The sequence below is a fragment of the Streptomonospora salina genome, from assembly GCF_014204715.1.
Taxonomy (GTDB): domain Bacteria; phylum Actinomycetota; class Actinomycetes; order Streptosporangiales; family Streptosporangiaceae; genus Streptomonospora; species Streptomonospora salina.
Genome location: NZ_JACHLY010000001.1, coordinates 3965296 through 3988970, shown reverse-complemented (window position 1 = coordinate 3988970; position 23675 = coordinate 3965296). Strand labels below are relative to the sequence as shown.

Below are 23675 nucleotides of genomic sequence, written 5' to 3'. Positions count from 1 at the left end.
CGCGCCTCGGGCAGGGCCCCGAGCGCGTCCGGCCACACTGGGCACGGTTCTCCAGTGGCGCCCCCGTTCCCCGCGGTGGACGCCCCGGCACACACCAGAATCCTGGGGGTCTCCCGTGGTCGTGAACCGATTGCGCCGTTTCGTGCGACGCCACCCGACGGTGCGCCGAGCGGCACGCGGTCTCCGCGCCCGCCTCCCCCACCGCCTCCGGGGAGCAACTCGGCCCGCGCGGCCGACGCCACCGCCACCGCCACCGGCGAAGACGCAGCCGCCGACGAATACGCGCGACTTCGAACTGGCTCTCCCCCGCCGCGACGGCGCCCCCGGCACCGGACCGGCGACGCTCACCTTCTCCACCCCCCGAAGGCTCTGGGTCCCCCGCAAGCTCGAAACGAACGGGCTCGCCGGCTTCGAACCCGAGACCCTCGCCTGCTTCCTCGCCGCGCTGGAGCACGCACACCCGGGAGCGGTCCTGGACGTCGGCGCCAATGTGGGGCTCTACGGGCTGCTCGCCGCCGCGCACTCCCGCCGCTCCGTCTACGCCTTCGAACCGACCCCGCACGTCGCGGCGGCCGCGCGCAGTCTCGCCGCCGCCAACGGGCTTCCCGTGGAGGTCCAGGAGCTCGCGATGGCCGACCGCAGCGGCAGCGCCGAACTCGCGCTCTCCACCGCATCGGACGCCTCGAACTCCCTCGCCGCGGGCTTCCGCAACGGATCCGGCCGCATACAGGTGCAGGTGGATACGCTGTCCCACTGGTGCGAACGCACCGGCACCACACCGGCCGTCGTCAAGATCGACACCGAGACCACCGAACCCGACGTCATCGCCGGAGGGGTCGACGTACTGCGCCGGTCCCGCCCATGGATCTTCTGCGAGGTCCTGCCGGGCCACGACACCGAGGAGCGCCTGACGGAGCTGCTGGGTCCGCTCCACTACACCTGGCACCAGTTGAACGGTGAGTTCCCCGCCCCGGCACGCACCTCGATCAGCGGCGGCGGGGCCGCCCCGCACCAGCGCATGTGGCTCTTCGCGCCGCATCCGCCGGCCGGCGCCCAGTGGGAGTCGGCCCGGGGATGGCACCGGGCTCTGCAGGATTGCACGCCGACCCGCGCGTACCGATCTATCGCGGAGGATTCACCACGCTGAGCCTGGTGATCCGGCGAAAACCTCGCGCCAGTCGGGCGCGGGACGCCGAGTCGCCGCCTGCCGGAGCGTGGCACAGTGGGTGCCCGTCCGGTCCCGTGGTGCGCATCGTGGAGGTATGGGTGAGGCGGCGTCCCGTCCGGCCCGTGGCGCGCGGGGCCGCCGAACACACCCCGGCGGCGCGGGGCCGCCGGGGTGTCGGGGACGGGTCCGGTGCCGTTCAGCGGCGGCGCAGGTGCGCCTGCGTCAGCGCGGGCGGGGAGTGGAAGGCGGTGTCGCGGTTGAGGTCGGTGCCGGGGGGAACGATCTCGTCGATCCGGTCCATCACGTCGTCGTCCAGCCCTACATCGGCGCCGTCGAGCAGGCCGGTGAGCTGATCGTGCGTGCGCGGCCCGATGATCACCGAGGTCACCGCGGGGTGGCGGCGCACGAAGGCCGTGGCCAGTTGCGGCAGAGTGACGCCGGCGTCCGAGGCCACCTTCGCCAGTTCGGTCACCGCCGCCAGTTTCGCGGCGTTGCCCGGCCGGTTCACGTCGAACATGTCCGGCAGGAAGGCGCTGCGATGCGCCTGGGACGGGTCGGTTCCCCGGTCGCCGCCGTACTTGCCCGACAGCCAGCCCGCGCTGAGCGGGCTCCACGTGAGGACGCCCACGCCGTAGCGCTGGGCGGTGGGCAGCACCTCGGATTCGATCCCCCGCGCCAGGACGGAGTAGGGCGGCTGCTCGCTGCGCGGGCGCAGGTGTCCGCGCCGGTCGGCGGTCCACTGGGCCTCCACCATCTCGGTCGCGGGGAAGGCCGACGTTCCCAGTGCCCGGACCTTGCCGGCGCGCACCAGGTCCGACAGCGCCGACAGGGTCTCGTCGATGTCGGTGTCGGGGTCCGGGCGGTGAACCTGGTAGAGGTCGATCCACTCGGTGCCCAGCCGCCGCAGGCTGTCCTCGACCGCGCGCACGATCCACCGCCGGGAGTTGCCCCGGTGGTTGGCGTCGGGGCCCATCGGGTTGTGGAACTTCGTGGCCAGCACCACGTCGTCCCGGCGGCCCTTGAGCGCCTTGCCCACGATCTCCTCGGACTCGCCGTCGGAGTACATGTCGGCGGTGTCGATGATGTTGATCCCGGCGTCCAGCGCGGTGTGCACCATGCGGATGGAGTCGTCGTGGTCCGGGTTGCCCCAGGCTCCCAGCATCATCGCGCCGAGCGTGAATTCGCTGACCGAGATGCCGGTTCCCCCGAGAATGCGCCGCTGCATATGACTCATGTCCTTCTGTGGCCGTGCCGTGTGTTCTCCGGGGTCCATGCTGGCCGCCTCGGCGGGACGGATCCAGGCCCGGTTCAGCCCGGGTCCGCCGGGGCCATGCTGCATACTTGGCCCATGATGGTGCGCGCCGAGGCCGAGATCGGCTTGTTTCTCAAGGCCCACCGCGATGCGCTCTCGCCGGAGGACGCTGGCCTGCCCGACGGCGGCAGCCGGCGGCGGGTCCCCGGCCTGCGCCGCGAGGAGGTCGCCCGGCTCGCCGGGGTCAGCGTCGACTACTACACCCGCATCGAGCAGGGGCGCGGCGGGGCGGTGTCCGCCGAGGTGCTGGACGTGCTCGCCGGGGCGCTGCAGCTCTCCGAATCCGAACGGGTCTACCTGCGCAACGTCGCCGACCGGCGTGCCCGGCGGCCGCGGGGCGCTCCCTGCAGCGCGCAGGCCGGTGAAGAGCCGGAGATGCCGCGCCAGAGCGTGCGCCGCGAAGTCCGGTTCCTGATCGACACGATGGAGGCGGTTCCCGCACTGGTGCTGGGCCGCGGGATGGACCTGCTCGCCTGGAACCGGATGGCCGAACGGTTGTGGCCCGGGATCGGCGCGGTACCGCCGGAAGAGCTCAACATCGCCCGCCTGGTTTTCCTGCACCCGCACGAGGCCGGCCTCCACCTGGATCCGGAGGGCATGCGCCACGATGTGGCCGCCAAGCTGCGCTCCGATTCCGGCCGCTGTCCCCAGGACCTGCGGCTGTGCCGGGTGATCGCGGATCTGCGGCGCGACAGCCCGCGGTTCCGGGAGCTGTGGGAGGCCCGCGAGGTCCGCGAACACCTGCACGGCTCGCACCGGCTCGGCCACCCGGCGGCGGGCGAGTTGGAGCTGTACTTCGAGAAGATGCCGCTGCCCGACGCCCGGGACCAGATCCTGCTGACCTACACCGCCGCTCCGGGGTCGGTCAGCGACGAGCGACTGCGGCTGCTGGCCAGCGCCGGTGCCGCCGTGGGCTGAACCGCCGACGGTGCACGAGCCGATCCTCCTGGCCGCGCACCGACGACGCCGCGGTCGGGCCCCGAGCGGCGGTGCCGGTGCCGCCGCGTCCGGGGCACCCGTGGCGGGCGGCGCGGACGGGGGCTGCGGCCCGCACGAGGCCGTCCTCCACACTCCGCAGTGCGGCATTGACGCGCCGCGACGGGCCGGTCTAGCGTCCAAGGGCTGGAGCCGTTCCCGGAGTCGAGGAGTTGGGCCATGGCGCCGACGGTCGCGCTACTCGGCACGTTGGACACCAAAGGGGCGGAGTACGACTTTCTCCGCGCGCGCATCGCCGCGGCCGGATGCACGCCCCTGCTGATCGACTGCGGGGTGTTCCCGCCTGCGGGGGCGGTTCCCGACATCGCCGCCGCCGAGGTGGCCCGGGCCGCAGGCGCCGCGGTCGATGCGCTGCGCGAGGACGCCGACCGCGGCGCGGCCGTGGCGCGCATGGCCGAAGGCGCGGCGACCACCTTGCGCGGGCTGTCCGAACGGGGCCGGGTCCAAGCGGCGCTGGCGGTGGGCGGTTCCGGAGGCACCGCGATCGCCGCCGAGGCGATGGCCGCGCTGCCGATCGGCACGCCCAAGCTCATCGTCTCCACGGTGGCCTCGGGCGACACCCGCCCCTACATGGGGGCGCGGGACGTGGCGATGATGTACTCGGTCGTCGACATCTCCGGCATCAACCGCTTCTCCGCACGCATCCTCGGCAACGCCGCTGCGGCGGCCGCGGGTATGGCCGGCGCCCCCGTCCCCGAACCCGAGGCCGCACCCCGGCCGCTGGTGGGCACCAGCATGTTCGGGGTCACCACGCCCAGCGTCACCGCGGCACGCGAAAACCTCGAGCACGCCGGGTTCGAGGTTCTGGTGTTCCACGCCACCGGCACCGGCGGGCAGTCGCTGGAGGCGCTGGCCGCCGACGGCTACCTCGCCGGGATCGCCGACATCACCACCACCGAACTGGCCGACGAACTCGTCGGCGGGGTCATGAGCGCCGGCGCGGACCGGCTGCGCGCGGCCGGCCGCCTCGGCCTGCCCCAGGCGGTCTCGGTGGGAGCGGTGGACATGGTGAACTTCGCCGCTCCGGAGACGGTTCCGCCCGGATTCTCCGATCGGCTGTTCTACCACCACAACGCCAACGTCACCCTGATGCGCACCACGGCCGCGGAGTGCGCCGAGATCGGCCGGCGCGTCGCGGACCGGCTGAACGGGGCTGCCGGTCCGGTCTCGCTGTTCCTGCCGCTGGGCGGAGTGTCCGCGCTGTCGGTCCCCGGCGGGCCGTTCTACGATCCCGGTGCCGACGAGGCGCTGTTCGCCGCGCTGCGCGAACGCGTCGACCCGGCCCGGGTGGAGCTGCACGAACTCGACACCCACGTCAACGACCCGCGGTTCGCCGCGGCGATGACCGACCGCCTGACCGAACTCCTGCAGGAGCGCCACCAGTGAACCGTGACCACGCACTCGCCCGGCTGCACCGCGTATCCGGGGCGGGCGAGACCGTGATCGGCGCCGGCGCGGGCACCGGGCTGTCGGCGAAGTGCGCCGAGGCCGGGGGCAGCGACCTGATCATCATCTACAACTCGGGGCGGTACCGCATGGCCGGGCGCGGATCGCTGGCCGGGCTGATGCCCTATGGCGACGCCAACGCGATCGTGGTGGACATGGCCCGCGAGGTGCTTCCGGTGGTGCGCGACACCCCGGTGCTGGCGGGGGTGTGCGGAACCGACCCGTTCCGGCGGATGGAGGTCTTCCTCGCGGAGCTGAAGTCGCTGGGGTTCGCCGGGGTGCAGAACTTCCCCACGGTCGGCCTCGTCGACGGCACCTTCCGGGAGAACCTGGAGGAGACCGGGATGGGGTTCGGCCTCGAAGTGGAGATGGTCCGCCAGGCGCGGGAGCTGGACCTGCTGACCGCCCCCTACGTCTTCGACACCGACCAGGCCCGCAGCATGGCCGAAGCCGGCGCCGACGTCGTGGTGGCCCACATGGGGCTGACGACGTCGGGCACGATCGGCGCCCGCACCGCGCTCACGCTGGAGGAGTCGGCGCAGCGGGTGCAGGAGATCGCCGACGCCGCCCGCGGTGCCTCGCCCGAGGTGATCGTGCTGTGCCACGGGGGGCCGATCGCCGAGCCCGAGGACGCCGGCCGCGTACTGGCCGAAACCCGCGGGGTGTCCGGTTTCTTCGGCGCCTCCAGCATGGAGCGGCTTCCCACCGAGACCGCCATGACCGAGACCATGCGCCGCTTCAAGCGCCTGCGGCCCGCAGCGGGCTGAACCGGCGGACAGGACCGGGCCGGCCGGCGAGCCGGGTGCACAGCGACGGAACAGGAGACCACGAGGTGCGACTCGCAGCGGTCGACCCGCACAGCCGGGAGACCATGACCTTCGACTGGGGTTCGGCGAAGTGGTACGTCCAGCCGGACACCGACACCCCCGAGGCCGGGCTGACGTTCGGCGAAGTGGTGCTCAACCCCGGTCGCGGCCACGACCGGCACAACCACCCCGACGCGGAAGAAGTGCTCTACGTGCTGTCCGGGACGGGTCGGCAGATGCTGGACGACGCCGATCCCTTCGATATCTCCGCCGGCGACGTGGTCTACGTGCCGCGGGGCGTATTCCACAGCACCGTGAACACCGGCTGGACCCCGATGCGGTTGATCGCGGTCTACAACCCCGGCGGCGCGGAAGCGGCGCTGCGCGGCCTGCCGGACTTCGCCGCGCTGCCCGCCGGCGCGGTCCCTCGGCTCCACCGCGAATGAGGCACCGGAACCACACGCAACCGCAGGTCGCGACCCCTGCGACTGGACAATCGGCGCCGGCCGCCTGCCGTGGCGGGGCAGCGGGCGCAAGCCTCGCACATTGACAACACTTTCAGTCAATACTCAACCCTTGGTGTATTCAACACCGACGAGCACGAGGCGCGCCATGAGTTGCGGAAACCCTCCTCCGCCGGGCGGCCCAGGCCGACCGGGGAGATCGGCCGGCGGCCATCGGCGACACCGTCGAATCCGGGGCGTTCGCGTTCACCGCCACCGACGTGGAGACCGGCGTCATGGAGGTCTCGGACGACTCCGGGCCTCTTCAGCTCCTCTTCGCAGACCCTGGTGGACGTGGACGACAAGCAGTACTCGACGGACACGGCCGCGGAGATCACGGCAGACTCCGAGTCGTTCCTGAACGAGATCAACCCCGGGAACAAGGTCGGGGGAGAGCCGGTATTCGACGTGCCCGCTGGACCGGCTGGAGCTGCGGGGCTTCATCAGCTTGGACAAGTCCGCGGTGGTGGACGTGTCGGGGGTGTGAGCGCCCCGTTCCCGCCGGCTCCGTCCGCCGGCAGCCTTGCGACCGGCCGGACAGGGTCCCTTCGACGCGCTACCGGCCGCCGGAGGGGCCGGAACCCGCGGCCTGGGTTCCCCTCCACCATCAGCCGGGAGATCAACCGCAACGCCACTGTGGACCCGCGCGGCCGGCACTACTACCGCCCCCCACGCCGCCCAGGCACGCGCCGAGGCCCGCATGGCACGCTCCAAACCCTCCAAGATCGTGCTGAGTCACGAACTGCGTGTCCGCGTCCAGGAGCTGCTGGATGAGCGGTGGAGCCCCGAGCAGATCAGCCGTAGGCTCAAACGGGACCTGCCCGACCGTCCGGAGCTGCACGCGTGCCACGAGACGATCTACCAGGCCCTCTACGTCCAGGGCCGCGGGGCACAGCGCCGGGGCGCTGCGCTCGGGCCGCACTCGGCGCAAACCCCGCCGCCAGGCCCAGCAGCGCCAGCCACGCTTTTCCGCACCGACGGTGATGATCAGCCAACGCCCGCCCGAGGTCGCCGATCGGGCGGTGGCCGTGCAGCTCAACGGGCGCCCACGCAAGACGCTCGGCTGGGACACCCCAGCCGAGCGTCTGGCTAAGCTGCTCGAAGCGAGCAACTGACCTCACGTGTTGCAACGATCCCGAGAATCCGCCGCACGGGCCCGGCCCCTCGGCGGCGGAGGCGGTTACGACAGCGTGATGCGGTCCAGTTCGGCGTAGCCGGTGCCGCCGTCGAAGTTCGGTGAGCCCTTCGCCAGCCGGATGACGTTGTACCCGGCCTCCAGCGAGACGGTCACGTCCGTGGTGGAGAAGCGGCCCCAGCCCGCGGTCGGCTCGTAGGAGACCGCGGACCACGCACCGCCGTTGTAGGCCAGGCCGTGGGTCGCGGTCTCCCCCGTGCCGTTGGCGTAGGCGATGGACATCGTGTAGTCGCGGCTCTCGGGGACGTTGACGGTGAAGTCGACGAAGGAGTCCGACCGCATGTCGGCGTCACCGTCGATCCGGCCGACGTAGTACCCGTTCGAGGCCTCGCCCGAGGACAGGGTCTCGGCGTTGACGACGGTCGCGTTCTCGGCCTCGTAGACCCGCTGCCAGGACGTCGCCGGTCCCCCCTCGGGGGTGACCAGGAGCTGGTAGGCGCCCTCGGCGTTCATGTCCTCGACGGGGACGCTGATCGAACCGTTGTCGACCTGCATCGTCGAGTCGGTCACGACGCTGGGCTCGGGCACGTGGGTGTGCCGGCCCGAGCCCGGGGTGTAGCGGACCTGCACGTCGACCCGCGGGCCCAGCGCGCCGAGCCCCTCGACCCGGACGGTGTTGTCGCCCCAGTCGCCGCCGAACACCGTGGTGACGATCTGCCTGCTCGAATCGTAGGAGGCGACGCCGTCGATCCAGCTCTGGGGCGTCGTCTCGACGATGTTGCCGGTCATCTCCCCGTACCAGCGGTAGGCCCAGTAGGAGGCGGTCGGCCGGCCCTCCAGGGTGAACAGCCCGTCGAACGTGCCGGCCTCGTTCCAGAACGCGCGGTGCGCCTCGCGCGCGCCGTGGCGCTCCAGCACGCTGATCCAGTGGACGGCGACGCTGGGGATGTCCATCTCGTTCTCGCTGTTGTACTCGTTGATCGCGATCGGGCGCGGGTCGATGCCCAACTGCCGCTCGATCGCGCGGTAGTCGGCGACGTGGTCGCCGAAGGAGTCCCAGTCAGCGTCGCCGAGTTCGTGCCATACGATCACGTCGGGCAGTGTGCCGGTGTCGCGGGCGTGGCGCATGAAGTCGAGCATGCGGTCGTGCTCGTAGTAGGACCAGCTCGGACCGACGATGGGGGTGACCTCGTCGAGGGACCGCACGAGGTCGTAGGTGCGGGTCCATCCGTCGTGGAAGGAGCCGGCCGCCTCGGTGTCCCAGGTCCATCCGGGTTCGTTCCACAGCTCCCAGCCGCGGATGTTGGTGGTTTCGGTCGCGGCCAGGCGGTCCTGGACCATCGTGGTGACCTTCTGCTCCCAGTCGCTCCAGCCCTGCCACTGGTAAGGGAAGTCGGGATAGATGTCGGGCATGCGGATGAACTGCTGGGCGCCGGCCCGCGTGATGTTGTGGCCGACGTCGAGGGCGTCGCAGCACGGTTCGGTCGCGCCGTTGGGCAGGTGGGCCGTGCCGGGCGCGGGCTGGGTGAAGCTCGTGGGGTTCAGCGGCAGCAGCATGTCGGTGCTCGGGCGGGTGTCGGAGTCGACGCCGTAGAGGCCGCCCGAGGCGACCTGGGTCGCCGGGCGCACGGTCTGGCCGACGTCGACCGTGAGGGTGAGGCCCGCGGCGGCGGCCGGTGCGGCCGCGCCGACGCCGGCGGTGCCCGCGGCGAGCGCGAGGACGCACAGGCGCGTCAACGCTCGTTGGACGGAGCGAAGCATGGTGTGGCTCCTTCTCGGACGTGGTGTCGCATGGACATGACTCCCCGTATGCGGCCTCGTAGTGCGTGACGAACCGGTTCGACGTCACTATCGACCGCGGACGCTAATTTCGAACCGTGTTCGCCACAAGCCCCCGAATACAACAAAGTTTTGATCTGGGGAAACGGATTCAGACGGGGTTTACGTCGAAGAAACACCCCGCTATGGTTCGAACCGGTTCGCAGCGGAGCAAGGGAGTGGATCATGGTCACGATCGGGGACGTCGCCCGCGCCGCCGGGGTCGCGCGTTCGACCGCCTCGTACGCCCTCAGCGGCAGGCGCGCCGTCTCCGACGAGGTGCGCGAACGGGTCCGGCAGGCGGCGCGCGACCTGGGCTACGCGCCCAACGCCGGCGCCCGCGCCCTGGCCACCTCCCAGACCCGCGTGATCGGCCTGCTCGCGCAGTTCCTGCCGGACGAATTCGCGCCGGCCATGCTGCAGTACATCCAGGGCGTGACGAACACGGCCCGCGACGCCGGATACGACATCCTGCTCAGCTCCGACCCGGACGGGCCCGCGGCGCTCAAGCGCATCACCGACTCGCGCATGGTCGACGGCGTCGTCCTGCTCAACGTCGCCGAGCACGACGACCGCCTGCCCGTGCTGCGGGCGGCGCCGCAGCACGGAGCGCTGGTGGGCCTGCCGGGCGACTGCACCGGCGTCGACGTGTTCGACCTCGACTTCGAGGAGTCGGGCCGCAGCATGATCGCGCACCTGCACACACGCGGACACCGCGAACTGCTCCTCGTCTCGCAACCCGAGCACGTGATCGAGCGCGGCGGCGCCTACGTCTGGCGCCTGCAGAACGCCGCCCTCGAGACCGCCGCCGCCCGCGGCATCACCCTGCACGCGGTCTACGGCTCCTCCGCCCAGCCCGAGATCGGGCGCGAGCTGCACGCCCTCCTCGACGCCTACCCCGACGCCACCGGGCTGCTGCTCAACAACGAAGCCGCAGCCGCGGCCCTGCCGACCGTCCTGCACGAACGGAACCTGTCGGCACCCGAGGACCTGTCCGTCATCGGGCGCTACTCCGACGAGTTCGCCCGGACGTTCTCCCTGCCGTTCTCTTCGATCGAGAGCGCCCCCGACCGGCTCGGGCGCATGGCGGTACGCCAGCTCGTCCGGCGGGTCGAGAAGGAGGTCCCGGCCGACGCGCCCTACGTGGTGCGGTTCGTGTCGCCGGATCTGGTGGACCGGGGCAGCACCGCCGCCCCGCCGCCCGCGGATTGACCGCGCCTCCGGCCGCGGCCGGGACTGTTCAGAAAGGAACCCCCCATGCACGACACCAGACGCACGTCCGCCGCCCGCTGCGCGTCGGCGGGCCTGGCCGCCGCAACACTCGTCCTGGCGACCGCGTGCTCGTCGTCCGGCGACGGCGGCGCCGCCGGCCAGGACACCGACACCTACACCTGGTGGGACCCCTATCCGCAGCACACCGAGGGTTCCGACTGGGCCGAGCGTGTGAACGACTGCGGCGAGCAGGCCGGCGTGCAGATCGAACGCACCGCCTCCGACACCACCGACCTGACCAACCGGGCGCTGCTGGCCGCGCAGGAGGGCAACAGCCCCGACGTCATCCTGCTGGACAATCCGGCGGTGCCCACCCTGGCCGACACCGGCATGCTCGCCAGCGTCGGCGAAATCGGCCTGGAGGTCGGCGAGGTCGACGAGAACCTCCTGGCCGCCGGCGTCGTGGACGACGAGACCTACGGCATCCCGATCGGCGCCAACACCCTGGCGATCTACTACAACGCCGAGATCCTCGACGCCGCCGGAGTCGACCCGGAGTCGGTCACCGACTGGCAGTCGCTGACCGACGCACTCGCCCGGGTCACCGAGAACGGCGACAAGGGCATCACCTTCGCGGCCACCGGCACCGAGGAAGGCTCCTTCCAGTTCCTGCCGTGGTTCTGGGGCTCCGGAGCCGACCTGCGCGACCTCGACTCGCCCGAAGCCGTCGAGGCGCTCGAACTGTGGGACGACTGGCTCGCGCAGGGCTACGCCCCCGAATCGGTCATCAACAACTCGCAGAACACCACCTGGGAGGAGTTCTCGACCGGCGAGTTCGGCTTCGCCGTCAACGGCACCTGGCAGGTCGACAACGCCGCCGAGGCCGACTTCGACACCGGCGTCATCCAGATCCCGGCCCAAGGCGGAGGAACGGCGCCCGCACCGACCGGCGGCGAGTTCATCGTCACCCCCCTGCAGTCCGAGACCGACCGCTACGACGTCACCCGCCAGATCGTGGAGTGCATGACCACGCCCGCCGGCTTCGTCGAGACCGCTACGACCTTCGCCTACTACGTCCCCCCGACAGCGGCGGGCCAGGAGGAGCTGCTGCAGAAGCAGCCCGAGCTGGACCCGTGGGTCCAGGCGGTGCGCGACGCCAAGGGGCGCACCAGCGACAACCTCGGCACCGACTACCCGAAGATCTCCGAGCCGATGTGGACCGCGGTGCAGAACGCGCTGTCGGGATCGGCCACGCCCGCCGAGGCGCTGAAGAAGGCACAGGCCGACGCCGAAGCCGCGACCGGACGATGACGAGGAGTCTCCCGCTCATGGCCACCACCCCGGTCGAAACGACGGGACGCGTGTCCGGCGGCGGTGCGGCGGGCCGAGCGCCCGCCGCACCGGCACGGCGCGAACGCCGCCGGCTCCCGGGCACCTCGCAGCAGTGGAGCGCGATCGGTTTCGCCGCTCCCCTGCTGGTCTATCTGACGGCGTTCTACGCCTACCCGCTGTTGCGCAACGTCGAACTGAGCCTGCACGACTACACCGTGCGGGCCTTCGTGCAGGGCGATCCGGAATTCGCCGGGTTCGCGAACTACGCCGAGGTGTTCACCTCCGGCACGTTCGGCGTCGCCCTGGTCAACACCGCCGTGTTCACGCTCGTCTCGATCGCGTTCCAGTACGCGATCGGCCTGGCGCTAGCCGTGTTCTTCCAGGCGAACTTCCGGTTGTCGAGCGTGCTGCGCGCGCTGTTCCTCGTGCCCTGGTTGCTGCCGCTGATCGTCTCGTCCTCGACGTGGGCGTGGATGCTCAACAGCGAGTACGGGATCGTGAACTCGGTCGTCCAGGCGTTCGGCGGGCCGCAGATCGACTGGCTGACCTCGCCGGAAACCGCCCTGATCTCGGTGATCATCGCCAACGTCTGGCTGGGAATCCCGTTCAACCTGGTGATCCTGTACTCGGGCCTGCAGCAGATCCCCGCCGGCCTCTACGAGGCGGCCTCCCTGGACGGGGCCACGGCCTGGCAGCGGTTCCGGCGCATCACCGTCCCCCTGCTGCGCCCGGTCACCGCCATCACCCTGCTGCTCGGCTTCATCTACACCCTCAAAGTGGTCGACGTCGTGTGGATCATGACCACCGGCGGACCCGGCGACGCGTCGCTCATCCTCGCGGTGTGGTCCTACCGGGAGGCCTTCGGCACAGGCCAGCCCGAGTTCTCGCCGGCCGCCGCGATCGGCAATCTGCTCATCGTCATCGCGCTGGTGTTCGGATTCGTCCACCTGCGGATGCAGCGTTCGGGGGAGGGATCATGACGGCCCGCCCGTGGTGGAAGACGGCGCTCGGCGCGGTGCTCACCGCGTTCATGCTGTTCCCCGTCTACTGGATGGTGAACGTGTCGCTGACGCAGACGCAGGACCTGCGCCGCGACAGCCCGCGCTGGTTCCCGAGCGCCCCGACCTTCGACGGCTACACCGCCGCCCTGTCGCAGCAGCTTCCGGCGCTGGGCACGAGCCTGGTCATCGGATTCGGCTGTGTGGCCCTCACCGTGGCGATCGCCGCTCCGGCCGGCTACGCGCTGGCGGTCCTGCATCTGCGGGGCGGACGCACGCTCAGCTTCCTGCTGCTGGTCGCCCAGATGATCCCGGCGGTGGTCATGGCGATGGGTTTCTACGCGGTCTATGTGCGCCTGGGCCTGCTCAACACGGTCTGGGGGCTGATCGTGGCCGATTCGACGATCGCGGTCCCGTTCGGGGTGCTGCTGTACTCGACGTTCATGGCGGGCATCCCGCGCGAACTCGTCCAGGCCGCACGCATCGACGGCGCCGGTGTCTGGCGCATCTTCTCCTCGATCGTGCTTCCGGTGAGCAGGAACTCCACCGTGACGGTGTCGCTGTTCGCCTTCCTGTGGGCGTGGTCGGACTTCATCTTCGCCTCCACCCTCAACCGCTCGGGTGCATTCATCCCGATCACCCTCGGCATCTACCAGTACATCGGCAACAACACCACCCAGTGGAACGCCATCATGGCCACCGCCGTGGTGGCGTCTGTTCCTGCGGCGATCCTGCTGGTCGTCGCGCAACGCTACGTGGCCGCCGGCGTGACCGCCGGCGCTGTGAAGGACTGAACTGACACGTGGAAAACGACACCCGCACCCGCACCCGCGCCGTCGCGGTCGCCCCGGCCACCGGTCCGCGCCGGGGAATCGGACTCGACGAATTCCGCCCTGCCGGCGGCTTCTGGGAACGGATGCAGCGGTCGAATGCGCGCAACACCCTGCGCCACTGCCTCGACTGGGTGGACCGGCTGGGCTGGATCGCGAACTTCGACCGGGTATCGCAGGGCGCGACCGACGGCCCCCGACCGGGGTGGCCCTTCTCCGACTCGGAGATCTACAAGCTGGCGGAGGCCCTGGCCTGGGAATACGGTCGCTTGGGCGAGGACTGGGTGAACACGGTGCTCGAATCGCTCGTCGACCGGATCGCCGCGGCCCAGGACGGCGACGGCTACCTCAACACCTGCTTCGGCCACGCCGGCCAGCGCTCCCGCTACACCGACCTCGAATCCGGGCACGAGCTGTACTGCACCGGCCACCTGCTGCAGGCCGCCGTCGCCCGCGCGCGGACCGTCGGCCCGGACAAGCTCGTCGAGGTGGCCCGCCGGGCCGCCGATCACGTGTGCCGCGAGTTCGGCCCCGCCGGCCGAGCGGGCCTGTGCGGCCACCCGGAGATCGAGCTCGGCCTGGCCGAACTGGGGCGCGTGCTGGACGAACCGCGCTACACCGAGCAGGCGCGCCTGTTCGTCGAACGGCGCGGGCACGGCACGTTGCGGCCCATCGCGCTGCTGGACGCCGCCTACTTCCAGGACGACGTGCCGGTCCGCGAGGCCGAGGTGTGGCGCGGCCATGCGGTGCGGGCGCTGTACCTGGCGGCCGGGACCGCCGACGTGGCCGCGGACACGGGCGATACCGGGCTGCTGGACGCCGTCGAGCGGCAGTGGCGGCGCACGGTCGAGCGGCGCACGTACCTGACCGGGGGCATGGGGTCGCGGCACCAGGACGAAGGCTTCGGCGAGGACTGGGAGCTGCCGCCCGATCGCGCCTACTGCGAGACGTGCGCGGGAATCGCCTCCGTCATGGTCTCGTGGCGGCTCTACCTCGCCACGGGCGACGTGCGCTATGCCGACCTGATGGAGCGCACGCTCTACAACGTGGTCGCCGCTTCGCCGGCCCCCGACGGGCGCGCCTTCTTCTACGCCAACCCGCTGCACCAGCGCACCGCCGCGGCCGACGCAGGGCCGGACCGGGTGAACCCGCGCGCCGAGGGAGGCGTGCGTGCACCCTGGTTCGACGTCTCATGCTGTCCCACGAACCTGGCACGCACGCTCGCCACCTGGCAGTGCTACGCGGCCTCGGTCGAGGGCGACACCGTGACGCTGCTGCAGTACGCGGCCGGCGAGCTGCGCCTGGCCCTGGACGGCGGCGACCTGGTCCTGCGCATCACGACCGCCTATCCCGACGACGGGGCCGTACGCATCGAGGTCGTCGATGCGCCCGACCGGGAAGTGCACCTGCGGCTGCGGGTTCCGCACTGGGCGCACGGCGCCACACTGACCGATGGCGCGGGCGCGCGCGGCGTCGCACCCGGCTGGGCGCCGGCGCGCAGCACGCTGACTCCCGGGTCCGTCCTCGACCTGCACCTGCCGGTCGAACCGCGGTTGAGCCGACCCGATCCCCGCATCGACGCGGTGCGCGGCTGCGTCGCCGTCGAGCGCGGGCCGCTCGTGCTGTGCGCGGAGTCCCTCGACCTTCCGGAAGCCTGGGCGCTGGAGGACGTCCGCCTCGACACCGCGCGCCCTCCCCGAGCCGAGGGGGACGGCGCGGTCGTGCGGATGGCGGCCGTGCGGCCGGCGCCTCCCCCGCCGGATGCCGCCGGCTACCCCCCGTACCGGTCGTCGGCGCCGCAGCTGCGCGGGGGCTCCGAGGACTCCGAGCCCGCGTGGCGCGATGTTCCCCTCGTTCCCTACTACCGGTGGGCGCGTCGGGGAAGCTCGGCGATGCGGGTGTTCCTCCCGGAAGCGCAGAACGGCGCCCGGGGCCGCGGCTGATCGCCACGGCCGTGCCCGCAGCGGCCGGCCGGCAACCCCGGCGCGGAGTTCTGGGCCGCGCACCGAGAACTGGGTGTAGTGCGCGCCGGAGCGGAGGCAGTCCCCACGTGCGACCGATCCACCGCGCCCTGATCCCCTGACCCTGCTGCTCTCGGCTGGAGCGGGCTGTTCCGCGGGCGAACCGGCCGAGACCCGGGCCGCGGAGGAGCGGCAGTCCCCGCCGACGGTGCAGCCGAGCACGGGCCCCGAAGCCGAGGCCGCCGCGGCCGAGACCTCGAAGACCTATGTCGCCGCGCTGGAGGACGGAGACGCCGAGGCCGGCTGCAGCGTCGTCCCCACCGGGATGAGAGCGGCACTGGAGGGTCATCGACATGCAGGTGGACTGACCGGCGCGATGGGGACGGGCCGGAACATGCTTCGTGCCGCACGCCCGGGATGTGGCACAGTGAGCGCCCGACCCGTCCGGTTCGAGCATCGTGGAGGCATGTGTGGGGAACCGTCGTGCGCTGGTCGTCGTGCTGGTCCTGCTGGTCGGCGCGGTCGCGGTCGGTCTGGCCTCGGTGGGCGCCGACCGGGTCCCGTTCACGGCACGCGAGGCCGGGACACAGGACCACACGGTGCCCACCCTGCTCTACTTCGCGCTGATCACGCTCGTCGACACGTTCCTCGGATGGTGCGCGGTTCCGGTCCTGCTGGCCTACCGGGCCGCACGGTCGGCGGGGCGGGCCGCTGCCATCGGCGGCGTGTTCGCGCTGGCGGCGCTCGCCGTCTACACCGCCGGGGCCTACCTCGCGCAGGTGTCCGACGCCCGCCGGCGGGAGGCCTGGGAGTCTCTCGGCCACCCCCCGCCCCCGGCTGTTCCCGAGCCCGACGCACTGGAGAGTGCACTGGGGATGGCGTTGTCGCCGATGCTTCCGATGGCCGTGGTCGGCGCCGTCCTCGGGGCCCTCGCCGGCTACCACGCCCGGCGGCGGCCGCTCCTGCTGCTGGTCTTGGCGGCTGCGGCCGCGGTGGATCTGTGGCGGCGCGCGGACACCCCGTGGGTGAGCGTCGCCAACGGCCTCCCGAACGTGCTGCTGGTCGCGGCGGCGGTGGCGGTGGCCGCCTGGGCGGTGGCCGCGACGCTTCGGCGGCGCGGCGCCGCCGGCGCGACCTCCGGCGCACCGGTGTAGTTCCGCCGCGGCGCCGGAGGCCTACCGCAACAGCAGGCCGCACCGGCCGGTTCCGGCCGGCGCCACCCGCCGGTCCGCCCCGCGCGGCCCGGGGCCGTGCCAGGCGGACCGGCATGCTCACCGGTGACCGGCGCCGCTCAGGCGCGCTCGACGCCCGATCCGGCGGGCACGTGGGGCACCGGTTCCAACGGGACGTGGCACGCGGCCGTGTGCGTCGGGGCACCGCCGTGCGCCTCGGCGGCAGGAGCCTGTTGGGCGCAGACCTCTTCGGCGCGCCAGCACCGGGTCCGGAACCGGCACCCCGACGGCGGGTCACCGGTCGGCGACGTGGCGCACCACCGACAAGTCGTGGGAGATGAACACATACGACACCCCGAGGTCGGCCTGCAGTTCGGCGAGCAGGTTCAGGACCTTCGCCTGCACGGACAGGTCCAGCGCGGACACGGGCTCGTCGCACACGATGACGTCGGGCTTCAGCGCCAGCGCGCGGGCGATCCCGTTGCGCTGCCGCTGCCCGCCGGACAGCTCCTGCGGGTAGCGCCGCGCGTCGGCCTCGCGTAGCCCGACCATGTCCAGCAGCCGGCGCACCCGCCGGTCGCGGTCGCCGCGGGGCACGAGGTCGCGGTGGGTGCGCCAGGGCTCGCCGATCAGCTCGGCGGCGTTGAGCCGCGGATCGAGGGAGGCGGACGGGTCTTGGAAGACCATCTGCACCCGCCGGCGCCAGGCGAGTAGCTCCTTCCCGCGCAGCGACAGCGGGTCGGGGCCGTCGAAGCGCAGCGTGCCGCGGTCGGGCCGCTCCAGCATGAATCGCCCGCAGGTCGGGAGGGCTGCCGGGGATGTACCGCAGCGGCTCTCCCCGGTTCTGGCTGCCCGGAACCGAGTCGAGGAGTCCGCGCGTGTAGGGGTGGCGGGGGCGGCGAAGACGTCGGCGACCGGCCCGGCCTCCACGATGGATCCGGCGTACATCACGGCGACCCGGTCGGCGTGCTCGGCGGCGACCGCCAGGTCGTGGGTGATGAGCACCAGTGCCGTGTCCTGCTCGGTCCGCAGGTCGTGCAGCAGTTCCATGCTCTGGGCCTGCACGGTGACGACGAGCACCGTGGTGGGATCGTCGGCGATCAGCACCGAGGACCGCAGCGCCACGGCCATCGCGATCAGCAGCCGCTGGCGCATGCCGCCGGAGAACTGGTGCGGGTAGGCGTCCACCCGGGAGCGTCCTCCATCGCCGCGGCGTCCGCGGGCGCCGCTTGCCGGGTCGCACTCATGCCGGTACCTCCTGGGTCGGAGCCTTGGCGCGGCGCCTGCCGCGCGGCACGGTCAGCCGCCACCGCTGGGCCGGGTCGGTCGCCAGCCGCGCCCACGACGATCCCTTCGGCGGGCGGCGGGCGTCGACCGCGGTGCGCGCGTCCGGTCCGTATTACTCGGGTACGCGGCGAAGCCCCGGCGCCGCGGCGGTCGGCGGCGTGGCCGCTGCGCCGTGCCCGGTCGTTCCGGTGGCGCATGCCCCGTTGATGCGCCGTGCCCACCCGTTCGTGCGGACCGCAACACCCCATTCATATGTATTGACACTGCTTTCAGGCGGTGATCAACTGTCTGTGTATTCAAACCCGAGGAAAGGGGCGCACCATGAGCTACGGCGATCACCCCCCGCCGCCCCCACCGCCCGTCCCGCCGAATCCGCCGCGCCGCGACGGACTCACCACCGGCAGCAAGATCGGACTCGGCTGCGGTATCGCCGCGGCCGTCGGGTTCATGCTGCTGTTCGGCGGATGCATGGCCGTGATCGTGGCCGCGCCCGGCGGTGACACGGTCGAGTCCACCGACCCGCCGCAGGCCGGCAGCGGCAGCGGCAGCGGCAGCGATCGACAGGACACGCAGGAGCAGCAGGAGGATCAGGAGGACACGCCTGCGGGGATCGGCGACACCGTCGAATCCGGGGCGTTCGCGTTCACCGTCACCGGCGTGGAGACCGGTGTTGCGGAGGTCTCGGACGACTCCGGGTACATCACCGAGACCCCGGACGGCCGATACGTGGTGGTGGCCGTGACCGTAGAGAACATCGGCGACGAGTCCGGATACTTCGACTCTTCGTCGCAGACCCTGGTGGACGTGGACGACAAGCAGTACTCGACGGATACGGCCGCGGAGATCACGGGGGGCGCGGAGTCCTTCCTGAACGAGATCAACCCCGGCAACGAAGTCGAGGGAGAACTCGTGTTCGACGTGCCCGCAGGGGTGGAACTGGACCGGCTGGAGCTGCGGGACTTCGTCAGCTTCGACGAATCCGCCGTGGTGGACGTGTCCGGGGAGCGGTGAGCGGGCCCGAACCCGGCGGACCCGTCCCGCCCGGGCGGCGGCGCGCGCGGACGTCGCACGGTCCGGTCCCGAACGGGGGGGGCAGCCGCCCTCATCACCCCCGCACGTCCGACGGCGCCTCCGGCTGCCATTCGTCGTCGAGGATCGCGTGCACGACGGAGTCCCGCCACGCGCCCCAGCTGCGCACGTGGCGCCGGATCCGGCCCTCTTCCACCATCCCGGCGCCGGCCATGACCCGCTGGGAGGCGGCGTTCTCGGGTGAGCGTGCGCCCCAGATGCGGCTCAGGCCCAGTTCTTCGAAGCCGAGCCGCAGGAGCAGCCGCACGAGCTCGCCGCCCACGCCGCGCCCCCGCGTGTCGGCGCGCAGCACGAAGCCGATCTGACCGCTGTGCGGGTGCTCGTCGATGCCCAGCCGGCCGACGCCGATCAGCGTGTCGGTGCCGTCGACCGCCGCGAGCAGGTATATCGTCCGCGGTTCGGCCGCGGCGTGGGACATCGCGGAGCCGACGACGTCCGCGCACTGCTCGGGAGAGCGCGGCGGGAACGTGAGGTGGCGGGTGACGTCCCGGTCCCCGTAGACGCGCTCCAGGCCGGGCGCATCACCCTCCGCCAACTCCCGCAGTCGGATGCGCGGGCCCGCGATCTCCACACCGGTCGCCACGCTCCGAGCCTAGGACAGCCGCCCCGGCGCGTGGGGCGCGGGCCTCCGCCCGCGCCCCACGGCACTCGGGCACGACCCGGCCCGCGGCCCGGGTCGTCCGCTCACCCCGCCCGGACCGCTTCGTCGGTTTCGGGGAAATGGCAGGCGCTGGGGTGGCAGGTTCCCGGGCGGATCTCCAGCGCGGGCTCCTCGCGGGCGCAGAGGTCCGCGGCCTTGTGGCAGCGGGTGCGGAACCGGCACCCGCTGGGCGGGTCGGCGGGGCTGGGCACGTCCCCGGGGAGGATGCGCCGGTGGCGGTTCTGCCGGCCTTCGGGATCGGGCACGGGCACCGCCGACAGCAGCGCCTGCGTGTAGGGGTGGCGCGTCTCGTCGTAGACGCGGGCGTCCGGGCCGGTCTCGATGAACCTACCCAAATACATCACCGCCACGCGGTCGGCGATGTGGCGCACCACCGACAGATCGTGGGCGATGAAGACGAAAGCGATCCCGAACTCCCGCTGCAGCCGCTGCAGCAGGTTGATGACCTGGGCCTGGACGGAGACGTCGAGCGCGGAGATCGGCTCGTCGCACACGATGACCCGCGGCCGCAGAGCCAGGGCGCGGGCGATGCCGATGCGCTGGCGCTGCCCGCCGGAGAACTGGTGCGGATAGCGGTTGACGTGCTCGGGGTCGAGCCCCACCACCTCCAGCAGCTCCTGGATCCGCTCGCCGCGGCTGCCCGCCGGGGCCGCCCCGGGGTGCACGTCGAACGGTTCGCCGACGATGTCGCCCACCGTCATGCGGGGGTTCAGCGAGGTGTACGGGTCCTGGAAGATCATCTGGACGTCGCGGCGCATCTGCTGGAGTTGTCCGCCGCGTTTGCCCGCGATGTCGGTCCCATCCAGCAGGATCGAGCCCGACGTGGGGTTTTCCAGTCCGACGAGCATGCGGGCCAGAGTGGACTTGCCGCACCCGGACTCGCCGACCACCCCGAGGGTCTCGCCGGGCTCCAGCGCGAAGTCCACCCCGTCGACGGCCTGGACCCGACCGACCGTCCGCTTGAACACCACCCCGGTGGTCAGCGGGTAGTGCTTGACGAGGGCGCGCGCCTCCAGGACGGGGGTCCGGTCACCGGTCTGTGTGGTCATCCAGTACCTCCTGGTAGAAGTGGCACGCGCTTCCACGGTCGCCTGCGACGGTGTGCATCGGGGGCGGATCGGTGACGCAGGTGTCGCGCCGGTAGCGGCAGCGCGGGTGGAAAGCGCAGCCCACCGGCATGTCCGTCAGGCTCGGCGGAGTGCCACCGATCGCCTGCAGGTCCGCCCCGACCTGGTCGAGCCGCGGAATGGACTCCAGCAGGCCCTTGGTGTAGGGGTGGGCGGGGCGGCGGTAGGCGTCGTGCACACCCGCGTACTCCACCACGCGCCCGCCGTACATCACCGCGACCCGGTCGGCCACGTCGGCCACCACCCCCAGGTCGTGGGTGATGAGGATCAGGGCCATGCCCCGGTCCCGCTGCAGTTCGGCCAGCAGCTCCATGATCTGGGCCTGCACGGTGACGTCGAGGGCGGTCGTGGGCTCGTCGGCGATGAGCACCCCGGGGTCGAGGGCGATCGCCATGGCGATCATGATGCGCTGGCGCATCCCTCCGGAGAACTGGTGCGGATAGTCGCCGGCGCGGCGCCGCGCGTCGGGGATGTGCACCAGGTCCATGAGTTCCACCGCCCGCTTGTTGGCTTCTGCGCGGGAGGAGCCGCGGTGGACCCGGAACATCTCGGCGATCTGCCAGCCGACCGGGAACAGCGGGTTCAGGGCCGACAGCGCGTCCTGGAAGACGATGGAGACGTCCTCGCCGCGGACGCGCCGGCGCTGCTCGGCGGTCATGCCGAGCAGGTCGCGTCCGCGCAGCCGGATGCCGCCGCCGGTGATCCTGCCGGGGGGCGTATCGAGGATCCCCATGATCGCCTGCGCGGTGACGCTCTTTCCGGAGCCGGATTCGCCCATGACGGCCAGGGTCTCGCCGCCGTCGACGGTGAAGCTCACGCCGTTGACCGCTTCGGCCGTGCCGGTGCGGGTGCGGAACTCCACGTGGAGGTCGTCGACCTCCAGCAGTGGGGGCGTGTCGTCCGCGCCGTGCGGGCGCCCGTCGTTGTCGGGGCGGTTCAGTGCCACGTCGACTACTCCTAGCGAAGCTTCGGGTCCAGGGCGTCGCGGATCGCGTCGCCCAGCAGGACGAAGGCCAGCACCGTGGCACACAGGAAGACGGTCGGGAACAGGGTGAGGTAGAAGGCCTGGCGGATGAAGTCGCCCGACTCCGAGATGGCCACGCCCCACGAGATGACCGGCGGCCGCAGGCCCACGCCGAGGAACGACAGGGTGGCTTCGGCGCTGACGAACGTCGCGATCAGCAGCGAGCCGTAGACGATGATCGGCGCGAGCGCGTTGGGCAGCAGGTGCCGGAACAGGATGCGCATCGGTCCTGCGCCCACGACGCGGGCGGCGTTGACGTAGTCGGCGTTCTTGACGGCATACACCGCCGAGCGCGCGATGCGCGCCACCATCGGCCAGGACAGCACCGTGAGCGTGGCGATCACCAGCATCATGATCGTGGCCGGGCCCGCGTCGCTCTGGGAGCCCGCGAAGGTGGACAGGATGATGATGGCGCCGAGGACGAACGGCAGCCCCAGCAGGATCTCGCCGCCGCGGGAGATGAGGGCGTCCACCCATCCTCCGCGGTAGGCGGCGACCATCCCCAGTGTTCCGCCCAGCAGCGTGGTGAGCACCGTGGCGGTCAGCCCCACCACGATGGAGGCCCGCGCACCGTAGATCGTGCGGGCGTAGACGTCGCGGCCCTGCCGGTCGGTGCCGAACCAGTGCTCGGAGCTGGGCGGTTCCATGCTCAGCGACAGGTCGGCCCACTGCGGGTCGACCCGGGTGAACAACTGCGGGACCGCCGCCATCAGCACGAAGACGAAGATCAGGCCTGCCGAGACCCAGAAGATCGGCCGGTGCTTCAACTCGTCCCACGCGTCGCCCCACAGCCCGCGGGGCGCTTCGCCCGCGGCGGAGGTGGCGGAAGCCGGTTCACTCATATCGGATCCTCGGGTCGAGCACGCCGTAGAGCAGGTCCACGAGCAGGTTGGCGAAGATGTAGATCAGGACGAACAGGGTGGCGGCCGGGACGACCACGGTGGAGTCGAGCCGCAGGATGTGGTTGTAGACCAGTCCGCCGAGCCCGTCGATGTTGAAGATCCCTTCGGTGACCACCGCCCCCACCATGAGGGTGCCCAGGTCCAGGCCCAGGAGGGTCACCAGCGGGATCAGCGAGTTGCGCAGCACGTGCACGCCGATCACGCGGCTGCGCGGAAGCCCTTTGGCGACGGCGGTGCGGACGTAGTCGGCGCTCAGGTTCTCCGCGACCGTCGTGCGGGCCAGGCGGGCGAGTACGGCGGTGGTGGTCGTGGCGATCACCGCACCGGGAACGATCAGCTCCGCCCAGGTGGCCTCGTTGGAGACCGTGGGGGTGATCCAGCCCAGGTTGACTCCCAGCCCCCATTGGGCGAAGCGGGCGATCACGAAGATCGGTACCGACAGCGCCACCAGGGTGCTGGCGAACACCAGGGTGTCGAAGTAGCTGTTGCGGCGCAGACCGGCGATCACCCCGACGACGATGCCGATGCCGGCTTCGACGGCGAGCGCGATCAGCGCCAGCCGCAGGGTGACCGGAAACGTCTGGCCGATCAGCGTGGCGACGGGGACCATGTTGTAGGTGAGCCCGAAGTCGAACTGGACCAGGTTGGCCATGTAGGCGCCGTACTGCACCAGCAGCGGCTCGTCCAGCATGAACTGGGCGTTCATGGCGTCGATGTAGTCCTGGGGGCAAGCGCGCTCCCCGCAGCGTCCCGCGAAGGGGTCTCCGGGCAGTGCCCACATCATCCAGTAGATCAACAGGGTGGTCCCGACCACCACGGGGACCGATTGCAGCAGGCGCCGCAGCGCGTAACGACCCATTCACGTCCTTCCGAAAGCGGCGAGGAGCGCCCCGTCG

The 23675-nt window shown here is 71.8% G+C and carries 19 protein-coding genes and 4 pseudogenes; 14 read left to right on the top strand and 9 right to left on the bottom strand.

What is annotated here, in order from left to right; all coding sequences use genetic code 11:
• Positions 1–142: 142 nt before the first annotated feature.
• A complete protein-coding gene (locus HNR25_RS17995; RefSeq protein ID WP_312862610.1) occupies positions 143–1147 on the top strand; it encodes an FkbM family methyltransferase in 1005 nt (334 codons plus the stop codon).
• 217 nt (positions 1148–1364) lie between these two features.
• On the opposite strand, the gene HNR25_RS17990 is transcribed toward HNR25_RS17995, so the two are convergent.
• Positions 1365–2393: an aldo/keto reductase gene (locus tag HNR25_RS17990; RefSeq protein ID WP_184639497.1), complete on the bottom strand. Its 1029-nt coding sequence runs from the start codon at positions 2391–2393 to the stop codon at positions 1365–1367.
• A gap of 123 nt (positions 2394–2516) precedes the next feature.
• Here HNR25_RS17990 and HNR25_RS17985 point away from each other — a divergent pair, with 123 nt between their 5' ends.
• The 6 genes and pseudogenes from HNR25_RS17985 to HNR25_RS27230 all read left to right on the top strand — a co-directional run.
• Entirely contained in the window at positions 2517–3398 is an 882-nt protein-coding gene (locus HNR25_RS17985) for a helix-turn-helix transcriptional regulator (protein ID WP_246463726.1), read from the top strand.
• 237 nt (positions 3399–3635) lie between these two features.
• Positions 3636–4862, top strand: a complete 1227-nt coding sequence (locus tag HNR25_RS17980; protein WP_184636996.1) for a Tm-1-like ATP-binding domain-containing protein — start codon at positions 3636–3638, stop codon at positions 4860–4862.
• Complete coding sequence (locus HNR25_RS17975; protein WP_184636994.1) at positions 4859–5689, top strand: phosphoenolpyruvate hydrolase family protein; 831 nt, start codon at positions 4859–4861, stop codon at positions 5687–5689. The genes HNR25_RS17980 and HNR25_RS17975 overlap by 4 nt, the downstream gene beginning before the upstream one ends.
• A gap of 65 nt (positions 5690–5754) precedes the next feature.
• Positions 5755–6174 (top strand): cupin domain-containing protein, encoded by a 420-nt coding sequence (locus tag HNR25_RS17970; protein ID WP_312862609.1) that lies wholly within the window; start codon positions 5755–5757, stop codon positions 6172–6174.
• A 69-nt stretch (positions 6175–6243) separates the two neighbouring features.
• Positions 6244–6591, top strand: a pseudogene (locus HNR25_RS27235) (hypothetical protein); the annotation flags it as partial.
• A 174-nt stretch (positions 6592–6765) separates the two neighbouring features.
• Positions 6766–7256, top strand: a pseudogene (locus tag HNR25_RS27230) (IS30 family transposase); the annotation flags it as partial.
• Between the two features lie 155 nt (positions 7257–7411).
• On the opposite strand, the gene HNR25_RS17960 reads toward HNR25_RS27230, so the two are convergent.
• Positions 7412–9127, bottom strand: coding sequence for a carbohydrate-binding protein (locus HNR25_RS17960; RefSeq protein WP_184636992.1), 1716 nt, complete (start codon positions 9125–9127; stop codon positions 7412–7414).
• A 243-nt stretch (positions 9128–9370) separates the two neighbouring features.
• Between HNR25_RS17960 and HNR25_RS17955 the strand changes: the two genes are divergently transcribed.
• The 6 genes from HNR25_RS17955 to HNR25_RS25395 all read left to right on the top strand — a co-directional run bounded on the left by HNR25_RS17955 (position 9371) and on the right by HNR25_RS25395 (position 16671).
• A complete protein-coding gene (locus tag HNR25_RS17955) occupies positions 9371–10396 on the top strand; it encodes a LacI family DNA-binding transcriptional regulator (RefSeq protein WP_184636990.1) in 1026 nt (341 codons plus the stop codon).
• 45 nt (positions 10397–10441) lie between these two features.
• The gene (locus tag HNR25_RS17950) at positions 10442–11707 is read left to right on the top strand and encodes a sugar ABC transporter substrate-binding protein (RefSeq protein ID WP_184636988.1); all 1266 of its coding nucleotides are present in this window, start codon (positions 10442–10444) and stop codon (positions 11705–11707) included.
• A 17-nt stretch (positions 11708–11724) separates the two neighbouring features.
• Positions 11725–12708 (top strand): carbohydrate ABC transporter permease, encoded by a 984-nt coding sequence (locus HNR25_RS17945; RefSeq protein WP_221457680.1) that lies wholly within the window; start codon positions 11725–11727, stop codon positions 12706–12708.
• Positions 12705–13520 (top strand): carbohydrate ABC transporter permease, encoded by an 816-nt coding sequence (locus HNR25_RS17940; RefSeq protein ID WP_184636985.1) that lies wholly within the window; start codon positions 12705–12707, stop codon positions 13518–13520. Before HNR25_RS17945 ends, HNR25_RS17940 begins: the two co-directional genes overlap by 4 nt.
• Positions 13521–13528: 8 nt before the next feature.
• A complete protein-coding gene (locus HNR25_RS17935) occupies positions 13529–15499 on the top strand; it encodes a glycoside hydrolase family 127 protein (protein ID WP_312862607.1) in 1971 nt (656 codons plus the stop codon).
• Positions 15500–15987: 488 nt separating this feature from the next.
• Positions 15988–16671, top strand: coding sequence for a hypothetical protein (locus tag HNR25_RS25395; protein WP_221457678.1), 684 nt, complete (start codon positions 15988–15990; stop codon positions 16669–16671).
• Between the two features lie 312 nt (positions 16672–16983).
• Here HNR25_RS25395 and HNR25_RS27090 read toward each other — a convergent pair.
• Positions 16984–17412, bottom strand: a pseudogene (locus tag HNR25_RS27090) (ATP-binding cassette domain-containing protein); the annotation flags it as partial.
• A gap of 115 nt (positions 17413–17527) precedes the next feature.
• A pseudogene (locus HNR25_RS27085) lies at positions 17528–17626 on the bottom strand (hypothetical protein); the annotation flags it as partial.
• Between the two features lie 671 nt (positions 17627–18297).
• On the opposite strand from HNR25_RS27085, the gene HNR25_RS17925 reads away from it, so the two are divergent.
• Positions 18298–18987: a DUF4352 domain-containing protein gene (locus HNR25_RS17925; RefSeq protein ID WP_184636982.1), complete on the top strand. Its 690-nt coding sequence runs from the start codon at positions 18298–18300 to the stop codon at positions 18985–18987.
• Between the two features lie 94 nt (positions 18988–19081).
• Here the strand turns inward: HNR25_RS17925 and HNR25_RS17920 are convergent, their stop codons facing one another.
• From HNR25_RS17920 to HNR25_RS17900, 5 genes are all read right to left on the bottom strand, one after another.
• Positions 19082–19648: a GNAT family N-acetyltransferase gene (locus tag HNR25_RS17920; RefSeq protein WP_312862605.1), complete on the bottom strand. Its 567-nt coding sequence runs from the start codon at positions 19646–19648 to the stop codon at positions 19082–19084.
• A gap of 101 nt (positions 19649–19749) precedes the next feature.
• Positions 19750–20775, bottom strand: a complete 1026-nt coding sequence (locus tag HNR25_RS17915; RefSeq protein WP_184636981.1) for an ABC transporter ATP-binding protein — start codon at positions 20773–20775, stop codon at positions 19750–19752.
• Entirely contained in the window at positions 20756–21799 is a 1044-nt protein-coding gene (locus HNR25_RS17910; protein ID WP_376767516.1) for an ABC transporter ATP-binding protein, read from the bottom strand. Before HNR25_RS17910 ends, HNR25_RS17915 begins: the two co-directional genes overlap by 20 nt.
• 11 nt (positions 21800–21810) lie before the next feature.
• Positions 21811–22719, bottom strand: a complete 909-nt coding sequence (locus HNR25_RS17905) for an ABC transporter permease (RefSeq protein WP_184636979.1) — start codon at positions 22717–22719, stop codon at positions 21811–21813.
• The gene (locus HNR25_RS17900; RefSeq protein WP_184636977.1) at positions 22712–23638 is read right to left on the bottom strand and encodes an ABC transporter permease; all 927 of its coding nucleotides are present in this window, start codon (positions 23636–23638) and stop codon (positions 22712–22714) included. The genes HNR25_RS17905 and HNR25_RS17900 overlap by 8 nt, the downstream gene beginning before the upstream one ends.
• Between the last annotated feature and the right edge of the window lie 37 nt (positions 23639–23675).

Excerpts from the sequence above, each read along its gene's own strand:
- HNR25_RS17915 (WP_184636981.1), bottom strand. The coding sequence starts at position 20,775 with ATGACCACACAGACCGGTGACCGGACCCCCGTCCTGGAGGCGCGCGCC.
- HNR25_RS17905 (WP_184636979.1), bottom strand. The coding sequence starts at position 22,719 with ATGAGTGAACCGGCTTCCGCCACCTCCGCCGCGGGCGAAGCGCCCCGC.
- HNR25_RS17940 (WP_184636985.1), top strand. The coding sequence starts at position 12,705 with ATGACGGCCCGCCCGTGGTGGAAGACGGCGCTCGGCGCGGTGCTCACC.
- HNR25_RS17945 (WP_221457680.1), top strand. The coding sequence starts at position 11,725 with ATGGCCACCACCCCGGTCGAAACGACGGGACGCGTGTCCGGCGGCGGT.
- HNR25_RS17925 (WP_184636982.1), top strand. The coding sequence starts at position 18,298 with ATGAGCTACGGCGATCACCCCCCGCCGCCCCCACCGCCCGTCCCGCCG.
- HNR25_RS17955 (WP_184636990.1), top strand. The coding sequence starts at position 9,371 with ATGGTCACGATCGGGGACGTCGCCCGCGCCGCCGGGGTCGCGCGTTCG.
- HNR25_RS17950 (WP_184636988.1), top strand. The coding sequence starts at position 10,442 with ATGCACGACACCAGACGCACGTCCGCCGCCCGCTGCGCGTCGGCGGGC.
- HNR25_RS17960 (WP_184636992.1), bottom strand. The coding sequence starts at position 9,127 with ATGCTTCGCTCCGTCCAACGAGCGTTGACGCGCCTGTGCGTCCTCGCG.
- HNR25_RS17980 (WP_184636996.1), top strand. The coding sequence starts at position 3,636 with ATGGCGCCGACGGTCGCGCTACTCGGCACGTTGGACACCAAAGGGGCG.
- HNR25_RS17900 (WP_184636977.1), bottom strand. The coding sequence starts at position 23,638 with ATGGGTCGTTACGCGCTGCGGCGCCTGCTGCAATCGGTCCCCGTGGTG.
- HNR25_RS17985 (WP_246463726.1), top strand. The coding sequence starts at position 2,517 with ATGATGGTGCGCGCCGAGGCCGAGATCGGCTTGTTTCTCAAGGCCCAC.
- HNR25_RS17990 (WP_184639497.1), bottom strand. The coding sequence starts at position 2,393 with ATGCAGCGGCGCATTCTCGGGGGAACCGGCATCTCGGTCAGCGAATTC.